General features: G+C 79.3%; 1 protein-coding gene. It reads right to left on the bottom strand.

Going from position 1 to position 1,061, the window contains the following annotated elements; genetic code table 11:
• Positions 1-941, bottom strand: a 941-nt coding sequence (locus tag DZF91_RS23310; protein WP_235834494.1) for an ACP S-malonyltransferase, incomplete at its 3' end; no start/stop codon positions are given.
• Positions 942-1,061 lie beyond the last annotated feature (120 nt).

Here is a 1,061-nt window from a genome sequence, read left to right as displayed (position 1 = left end):
CGCCGCGCGGACGCCGCCTCGGCCGGGTCCGGCGGCAGCACTCCCGGCGCGGACTTGCCGACCGGCGCGGCGCCTCCCGAACGGCGGCGCACCCGCATCGGCGCGTACGTCGCGACGTCCGGGACGGTCAGCCGGGCGCACGAGCACAGCGCGTCGCCCGCGCCCGCCTCCACGAACACCGTCGCGCCCGCCTTGGCGACCTCGACCAGGATCTCCGGCAGCCGGACGGGCCGCACGATGCAGTCGGCCAGCGCCCGGTGCAGGTCGTCGTCGTCGCGGTAGGCGCGTCCCCGCACCGGCGAGTACACCGCCGTCTCCAGCGGGCGGCGCGGGAACCGCCGGATCGTCTCGTACCACTCGTGGTCGGCCCCGGCCATCGCCGGATGGTGCGACAGGTAGGGCACGGCGAGCCGGACCGCGCGCACGCCCCGCTCGCGGGCGGTCTCCAGCACCGCCTCCAGCTCGGCGTCCGGGCCGGACACCACCGTGGCGGACGGCGCGTTCAGGCACGCCACCACCACCTCCCCCGCCATCGCCGACCGGGCGGCGACCCGTCCGCCGGGACGGACCCGGTGCGCCTCGGACGCCGGCAGCGGGTCCCGGGCGGCGCGCGCCCGCCGGGCGGTCTCGGCGATGAGCGCGCGGGTGTCGTCCTCGCCGGTCTCCAGCAGGCCCATGCCGCCGCCCGCGCCGCGCCGCGCCAGGACCTCCACCGCCGACACCGCGATCCGCGCGCCGTCGGTGATGGAGAACGCTCCCGCGCACACCAGCGCGGCGATCTCGCCGAAGCTCTGCCCGACCGCGAACGCCGGGACCGTCCCCGACGCGCGCAGCACCCGGTCGACCGCGACCGAGGCGGTGTAGGCGGCCAGCTGCGGGACGCCGGGGAGGCGGGCGGCGTCGCGGTAGGCGTCCGGGTCGTCCAGCAGGATCCGCCGCATCGACGGCCAGCCTGCCGGGCCGTCCGGCATGTCCGCGATGCCGGCGGAGGGGGCCGCGGCCGGGCCGCCCTCGGATCCGGAGGCGGCGGACGGGTCGGAGGGTCGGGGCGGGTCGGAGGG

The organism is Actinomadura logoneensis, from assembly GCF_003428695.1.
Taxonomy (GTDB): domain Bacteria; phylum Actinomycetota; class Actinomycetes; order Streptosporangiales; family Streptosporangiaceae; genus Spirillospora; species Spirillospora logoneensis.
The sequence above is the reverse complement of the archived record's forward strand: the minus strand, read 5'-3'. Positions and strand labels throughout refer to the sequence as shown.